The 7,214-nt window shown below is 70.3% G+C and carries 5 protein-coding genes; 2 read left to right on the forward strand and 3 right to left on the reverse strand.

The window, feature by feature from the left end:
- Positions 1–156: 156 nt before the first annotated feature.
- Positions 157–2,661 carry a ribonucleoside-diphosphate reductase subunit alpha gene (locus HDR73_RS00730; protein ID WP_012299650.1) on the reverse strand — a complete coding sequence of 835 codons (2,505 nt, stop codon included), beginning with the start codon at positions 2,659–2,661 and terminating at the stop codon, positions 157–159.
- 878 nt (positions 2,662–3,539) lie between these two features.
- Between HDR73_RS00730 and HDR73_RS00735 the strand changes: the two genes are divergently transcribed.
- Both HDR73_RS00735 and HDR73_RS00740 read left to right on the forward strand, forming a co-directional pair.
- Positions 3,540–4,751: an MFS transporter gene (locus tag HDR73_RS00735; RefSeq protein ID WP_012299651.1), complete on the forward strand. Its 1,212-nt coding sequence runs from the start codon at positions 3,540–3,542 to the stop codon at positions 4,749–4,751.
- Between the two features lie 98 nt (positions 4,752–4,849).
- Positions 4,850–5,329 (forward strand): hypothetical protein, encoded by a 480-nt coding sequence (locus HDR73_RS00740; RefSeq protein WP_012299652.1) that lies wholly within the window; start codon positions 4,850–4,852, stop codon positions 5,327–5,329.
- Positions 5,330–5,397: 68 nt separating this feature from the next.
- Here the strand turns inward: HDR73_RS00740 and HDR73_RS00745 are convergent, their stop codons facing one another.
- Both HDR73_RS00745 and HDR73_RS00750 read right to left on the reverse strand, forming a co-directional pair.
- Positions 5,398–6,390 (reverse strand): aldo/keto reductase, encoded by a 993-nt coding sequence (locus HDR73_RS00745; RefSeq protein ID WP_012299653.1) that lies wholly within the window; start codon positions 6,388–6,390, stop codon positions 5,398–5,400.
- 9 nt (positions 6,391–6,399) lie between these two features.
- Positions 6,400–6,933 carry a TOP6B-like family protein gene (locus HDR73_RS00750; RefSeq protein WP_223842647.1) on the reverse strand — a complete coding sequence of 178 codons (534 nt, stop codon included), beginning with the start codon at positions 6,931–6,933 and terminating at the stop codon, positions 6,400–6,402.
- Positions 6,934–7,214 lie beyond the last annotated feature (281 nt).

A 7,214-nucleotide genomic window follows, 5' to 3' on the forward strand; every position in this document is an offset into this window, starting at 1 on the left:
TCTCTCCGGGTGCGTGGTGCGTGGTGGTGCGGGTGGGGCGGCCGATCGGGCCGGGTGGAGCTCTAGGAGCGGCGCCTGCCTACTGGCAGGAGTCGCACTGGAGCTCGTCCATGGGGTCCATGGGGACGACGTAGTCGCCGAACGTGTCGTCGTTCATCAGCGTGCACCTCCCACTCCGCCGAAGCCGAAGCCCTTGCGGGGCGCCGGGGCGGACTGCGGGGCCGGGGCCTCCGCGGTCGCGGTGGATGCGGGAGCCGCCGAGGCCGGCACGGCCGCGGGTGCGCCGCCGCCGAATCCGCCGAAGCCCTTGCGCTTCGTGCCGTCGGCGTCCTGCGACTTGTCGACCTTGACGGTCGACTGCTCGGCCGTGTGACGGGGCTTCATGTGCAGGTAGTACGTGGTCTTGACCCCGCGCTCCCAGCCGGCGAAGTAGATGTCCATCATGTCGCCGAGGTCGCGCGTCTCGAGGTACATGTTGCGGCTGATGGCCTGGTCGATCCACTTCTGCGCGCGGGCCGCGACCTCGAGGAACGCGTACGGCGAGAGCTGGAAGCTCGTGCGGTACGTGGCCTTGACGTGGTCCGGGATCGCGGCGATGTTCTGGATGTCGCCCTGGCTGCGCAGGATGTTCTCGCGCACGGTCTCCCAGATGCCGAGCTCCTGCAGGTCCTTCACCAGGTTCCGGTTGACCTCGAGGAACTTGCCCGAGGAGGTGGAGCGGCTGAAGATCTGCGAGAACTGCGGGTCGAGGCCGGGCGTGGTGCCGGCGACGAGGCCGATGGACGCGGTGGGCGCGATCGCCATGAGCGTCGCGTTCCTCATGCCGCCCTTGACCTTGGCGCGCAGCGCGTCCCAGTCGAGGCGCGTGGTGCGGTTGACCTTGACGGGCACGCCGCGGTCGGCCTCCATGAGCGCGATCGAGTCGAGCGGCACGAGGCCCTCCGACCAGCGCGAGCCCTCGAAGTTCGGGTACGCGCCGCGCTCCTTCGCGAGATCGGCCGACTCGTCGATGGCTGCGTAGGAGACGTGCTCCATGATCTCGTCGATCAGGTCGTAGCTCTCCTCCGACTCGTACGAGAAGCCGAGCTTCTCGACGATGTCGGTGAAGCCCATGACGCCGAGGCCCACCGCGCGGTTCTGCTGGTTGGAGAAGTCCGCCTCCTTCACGCTGGAGCGCGTGATGTCGATGAGGTTGTCGAGCTGGCGCACCGCGAGGCGCGCGCTCTGCTCGATCTTCGCGAAGTCGACCTTGCCGTCGGCGAAGTGCTGCGACAGGTTGATCGACGCCAGGTTGCAGACGGAGACGTTGTCCTCGTCCTGCGGCAGCGTGATCTCGGTGCAGAGGTTCGAGAGGTGGATCGTGCCCGTGTTGTTGTTCAGGGCGCGGTTGTTGATCGTGTCCTTCCAGGTCAGCCACGGGTGGCTGGTGGTCTGGAGCGAGATGAGGATCGACTTGAACTGCTCGCGCGCATTGATGCGCTTGAACATGCGGATGCGCCCGGCCTCGGCCTCGCCGACGTAGAACGCGTAGCGCTCCGAGAACGCCTTGCCGTACAGCTCGTTGAGGTCGGAGACCTCCAGCGGGTCGAAGAGGTACCAGTCCTCGTCGTTCTGCACGCGCTTCATGAACTCGTCGCTGATCCACACGGCCGTGTTGGCGGTGCGGGTGCGGCGGTACGGGTCGCCCGAGTTCTGGCGCAGGTCGAGGAACTCGGGGAAGTCGAGGTGCCAGTTCTCCATGTAGAAGCACAGGGCGCCGAACTTCTTGCCGCCGCGGCTGACGGCGCGGAGCACCGAGTCGATGGTGTGCATGAACGGGATCGGGCCCGTGGAGGTGGTGTTGTTCGAGCGGATGGGCGAGCCCTGCGCGCGCAGCTTGGAGACGGAGAGGCCGATGCCGCCCGTGCCCTTGGTGAGCCACATGACGTCGCGCGTGGTCTTCGCGATGTGCTCGATGTCGTCCTGCATCTCCATGACGAAGCAGTTCGCGAGCTGCGGGTAGATGGTGCCCGCGTTGACGAGGGTGGAGCCGGCCGCGAGGTACTCGAGCTTCGACATCTTCTCGTAGAAGGCGATGGCCGTCTCGGTGGGGTTCTGCTCGTTGAGCGTGAGGCCCATCGCGATGCGCATCCAGAAGTACTGGGGCACCTCGAGGGCGTCGCCGTTGCGGCCCTTGATGCCGTAGCGGTTGTTCAGTGTGACGACGCCGATGTACTTGAGCAGCTCGTCGTGCGCGGGCTCAAGGGCCTGGGCGAGGCGCTCGAGGTCGAACAGCTGCACGAGGCGGGAGTCGAGGAGCATCTCGTCGACGCCGCGCTGGATGTTGCGGGCGAAGTGCTCCGCGTGGAGGCGCTTGAGCTCCTCGGGCGACGAGTAGTCGCCGAGGACGCGCTTGTAGATGGTCTTGAGGAGCAGGCGCGCGGCGACGGTGTCGAACGCCGGGTCGTCCTTCACGTTCTGGAGTGCGACCTGGATGACGGCCTCATCCAGCTGCTGCGTGGTGATCCCGTCGAAGAGGGTGATCTCCAGCTCGGACGCGATCTGCGTGACCCAGCCGATGTTCTCGTCGAGGCCCTGCGTCGCGTCCTCGATCGCCAGGTTGATCCTGTTCGCGTCGTACGGCTCCTTCGAGCCGTCCCTCTTGACTACCGTGATCGACACTCTGCATCTGCTCCTTGGGGTGACGGGCGCTCGAAAGGAGGGCTTGCCTCCCCCGACGAAATCAGCCGATCAGGCCTGTATCTGTGGGTTCCACTGCGAAGAATGGGGGCCCCGACATATAGTGGCCTTCGGCTGAAGGCCACTATATGTCGGGGCCCCCAGACACGCCAACCACCACATGTTGTGGGCGTGTCATCCACAGATGTGCGTAAGTTCGCGGAGTTCTCCTCACCCTGTGGACTCCGCGGCCGGCTTGCGACACCGCCCATCGTCCGCCAAAGTTCCAGACGCGCCCGGGGGACACAGCGGTTGCACGGTCGCGACCGCGTCGCGTAGCTTTCCAGGACACGAAGAAGGCCCGGACCGATCCGGCTAGATCGATTCGGGCCCGTGTTCTTGAGGGACTTGCTAGTTACTTCTTCTTCGAGACAACCGTCGTGCTGGGGTGCGCCTTGGCGTACCTCAGCGTGACGTACTTGCCGGTCTTAGCGCTGCGCGCACTCGCGCCGCTAGACCCGCCCCTCTTGCCCGCCATCAGACGGCCACTCTTTCGCGGACCGTCGTGGAAGGGTGCGCGAGCGCGTACTCCTCAGTCACAAGACGCCCCGTGATCGCGTCGCGATAGATGTACCGATAGTCGCTCATGGCGACCTCCTTAGGTGTGGTGCGATCGACTGGTGCCAACCGTCTCCATCACTATATATGGGGTATTGGCGCCCCGCCCAACCCCATATGTAGTGGGCGTGTCGTCCACAGGTGTGGACAACTCCGCGGACTTGTCCACACGTTCCACAGGCTACGGAGGGCCACCGACATCGCTGTCCGCTCCCGCCCGGAGCAGCGGGAGGAGTCCTCCCGGCCGGTAGGATCTGACCCTCGTGAGCACGTACGGAAGCCTCCTCAAGACCCGCGGCATGGGCCGGATCATCGCCGCCCAGCTCGTGGCGCGCTTCCCCGGCGGCATGCTGTCGCTGGCGTTCCTGATGCACGTCGAGCGGATCCACGAGTCCTACGGCGCGGCCGGCCTCGTGCTCGCCGCGACGAGCATCGGCCAGGCCATCGCCGGCCCCCTCACCAGCCGGTGGATGGGCGTGTGGGGAATGCGCCCCGTCCTCATCCTCACGTCCATCGTCTGCACCGTGGCCGTCGTCGCGGTGGCGCTCGGCGACGCCGGCACGTCCGTCCCCGTGTTCATGGCGCTCGGCCTCGTCGCCGGCCTCGCGAACCCGCCCGTGCAGCCGGCGGTCCGCACCATCTACCCGAAGATGGTCAACTCGAAGCAGCTCACGCCCCTGTTCTCCCTCGACGCGTCGGCCCAGGAGATCATCTGGGTGCTCGGGCCGGTCATCGCCACGTTCCTCGCGATCCAGGTGGACACGAGCGCCGGGATCCTCGTCGCCGCGGCCTTCCTCGTCGGCGGCGGCGCGTGGTTTATCTCCTCCCCCGAGCTCGGCCGCGTGCGCATCCCCCGCAGCAAGCGCCGGTTCGGCGTGGTGCTCGGGCGGCCGCCCGTGCTGCTGAGCACCGTCGTCGGCTTCCTCCTCATCGCGGCGTGCGCGGCCATCGAGGCGGGCGTCGTCGCGGTCTTCGGGCACGGCGGCCCGGAGGCCGGGATCGTGCTCGCGATCTTCGCGGTCGGCTCGCTCATCGGCGGCCTCTCGCTCGGCCACATCCCCATCAGCCCGTGGGCGATGGCGCGGCGCATGGCGATCATCCTCGCCGGCACCGCCGTCGCCGCCGTGTCGATGAACGTCGTCTGGCTGTCGGTGTTCCTCTTCCTCGCGGGAGTGGGCATCGCGCCCGCCCTCGCGGTGCTGTTCGCGGTCGTCTCCTCGTCGGTGCGGTTCAGCGACACGGCGGAGGCGTACGGCTGGGTCGGCACCGGCCAGCTCATCGGCGCCGCGCTCGGATCCGCCGCCGCCGGCTTCGTCATCGACGCGCAGGGCGCGCAGGGCGCGTTCGTCGTCGCGGCGGCGCTCCTCGCGGTCGGCGCGGCCATCGCCGCCGTCTTCCACCGGCACAGCCCGGACCTGCGCGGTCGCGACGCCGGCCCCATCCCGGACACGGAGCCCGTCCCGGTCATGACCTGAGGGCCGCCATCGACGCCACGCCCGGGTCGCGCCGGATCGCGCCTCAGAGTCTCCGCCCCCGCGGAATAAGCACCCGCTGCGCTGGATAGTGTGAGGCCATGACCTCTCAGCAGACCCCTCTGACCACGCGCCGCCTGCGGGCCGGGATCGCGGGCCTCGGCCTCGTCCTCGGGCTGACGCTCGCCGGGTGCAGCTCGCCTGCGGCCGACGACGCCGTGACGCCGACCCCGTCCGCATCCGCCTCCGCCTCCGCCGAGGCCGCGAGCCCCACGCCCGAGGCGACCACCGAGGGCGACGCCGGTTCCGGCGATGCCGCGGCCCCCGGATCCCGTGATGCCATCGCCGCGAAGACCCGCGACATCGCGTGCGGCCTCAAGGACAAGTCGACGCTCGAGGAGTCGGACGTCCAGGCGTTCCGTGACCTCGGCACCGAGATCTCCGCGTCCACCGAGAGCGGCGCCGCCGCGGCCGGCCAGCAGATCACGGCCCTCGCCGACCAGCTCGCGCCGGGCGTCGGCCAGCCGATCAGCGACGAGCTGAAGACGCAGATGTCGAGCGCCTGCGACTCGCTGCAGTAGCGCATCCGCACGGACCACGGCCCCGGCCAGCGATGAGCTGACCGGGGCCGTGGCGCGTCCGGGCGGGACTACCAGCGCGGGTGGACCGCCGCGCGGAAGTACCGGTCGTAGACGTCCGCCACCTGGCGCTCGAAGACCTCGCCGAGCGCGGGGGCGTCGCCGGCGCGCGCGTTCGCCTGGGCCTGCTCCGCGTTGCGGGCTCCGGGGATCACCGTGGAGACGCCCTCGCGCTGCACGATCCACGCGAGCGCGACCTGCGCGGGCGTGAGGTCGGGCGCGGCCTCGTGCGCGGCGGCCGCGAACTCGCGGGCCGCGGCGACGCCGTCGTCGTAGTCGACGCCCGAGAAGGTCTCCCCCACGTCGAACGCGGCGCCCCCGCGGTTGAAGTTGCGGTGGTCCGTCTCGGCGAAGGTGGTGTCCGCGGTGTAGCGGCCGCTGAGCAGTCCGGACGCGAGCGGCACGCGGGCGATGATCCCGACGCCCGCCTCGACTGCGGCCGGCAGCACGCGGTCGAGGGGCTTGAGGCGGAACGCGTTGAGGATGATCTGCACGCTCGCGACGCCGGGGCGCGCGATGGCGAGGAGGGCCTCGTCGGTCGTCTCGACGCTCACGCCGTAGGACGCGATGGCGCCGTCGGCGACGAGCTCGTCGAGGGCGTCGTAGACGCGGTCGCTCGAGAACACGGGCGTGGGCGGGCAGTGGAGCTGCACGAGGTCGAGCGTCTCGACGCCGAGGTTCCGGCGCGAGCGGTCGGTCCACTCGCGGAAGCGGTCGAGGGTGAAGTTCGCGGGATCCTGCGCGTCGCGGCGGCCCATCTTGGTCGCGACCGTGACGCCGGAATCGGGGTGCGCGCGGAGCCAGGATCCGATGATCGTCTCGCTGCGTCCGTCGCCGTAGACGTCGGCCGTGTCGAAGAAGGTGATGCCCGCAACGGCCGCGGCGTCGAGCACGGCGAGCGCGTCGTCCTCCGCCACGTCACCCCAGTCCCCGCCGAGCTGCCATGTCCCGAGTCCGATGACCGAGACGTTCCGATGGGTCCTGCCGAGGCTTCTCTGCTCCATGCATCGAGCCTACGCGCGCAGGTCGCCGGCCTCGCGGTCGCCGGCGCCGGGGTCGTCCGTCGCGGCCCGGGCGGACCGGCGGCGCGTGGCGTGCACGGCGAGCGCCGCGATCACGGCCATCGGGCCGCCCGCGACGACGCCGGGCGCCAGGGTGACGAGCAGGGGCACGGCGTCGAGGAGCCAGCGCTGCCCCAGCGGGTCGCCGAAGCTCGAGTACGGCATCGAGGTCGCGATCCCGGCGGCGAGCGCGCGCAGGCCGAGGCCGGCGGCGGGGAAGGCGACGGCGAGGATCCAGAGCACGGGTGCGAGCCAGCCGGCGAGGGCGGGGCGGTCGGTCGCGGGTGCCCGCGATTCGGTCGTCTCGCGTGTCCGCTGCGGCTGCGACCGCGGCTCTCCGGTGGGCGAATCCGACCCGGGGGCGGCGGCGCCCGCCTGCGGATCCTGCGGCGGATGCGGCCCGGGACCCGCGGCCCGCTGGAACGCCGGGTCGAAGCGCGGATCCACGCCGGTCGGCTCACCGTCTCCGTCCGACCTCCGCGTCATGCCGGTCAGGCTACGCCCGGGCCGGGCCCAGGATGCTTGGCGGACGCTCGTGCGCGTCATGGGGTGCTCATAGGGTCGCCGGGTGTGATCTCCCCATGGCCCCCACCGGGCCACCCGAGACACGAAGGACCCGTCATGAACGAGACACCCCAGGAGCCGACCGGACGTCCGGACGAGGCCCCCACCGACGACACCCGCTCGACCGCCGCCGCCACGCCGACCGCCGCCGAGACCACCCCCGCGGCTCCCGCGGCTCCGGCCGCTCCGGCCGCTCCGGCCGC

The organism is Clavibacter sp., from assembly GCF_014802555.1.
Classification (GTDB): Bacteria; Actinomycetota; Actinomycetes; order Actinomycetales; family Microbacteriaceae; genus Clavibacter; species Clavibacter sepedonicus.

Excerpts from the sequence above, each read along its gene's own strand:
- HDR73_RS00745 (WP_012299653.1), bottom strand. The coding sequence starts at position 6,390 with ATGGAGCAGAGAAGCCTCGGCAGGACCCATCGGAACGTCTCGGTCATC.
- HDR73_RS00740 (WP_012299652.1), top strand. The coding sequence starts at position 4,850 with ATGACCTCTCAGCAGACCCCTCTGACCACGCGCCGCCTGCGGGCCGGG.
- HDR73_RS00750 (WP_223842647.1), bottom strand. The coding sequence starts at position 6,933 with ATGACGCGGAGGTCGGACGGAGACGGTGAGCCGACCGGCGTGGATCCG.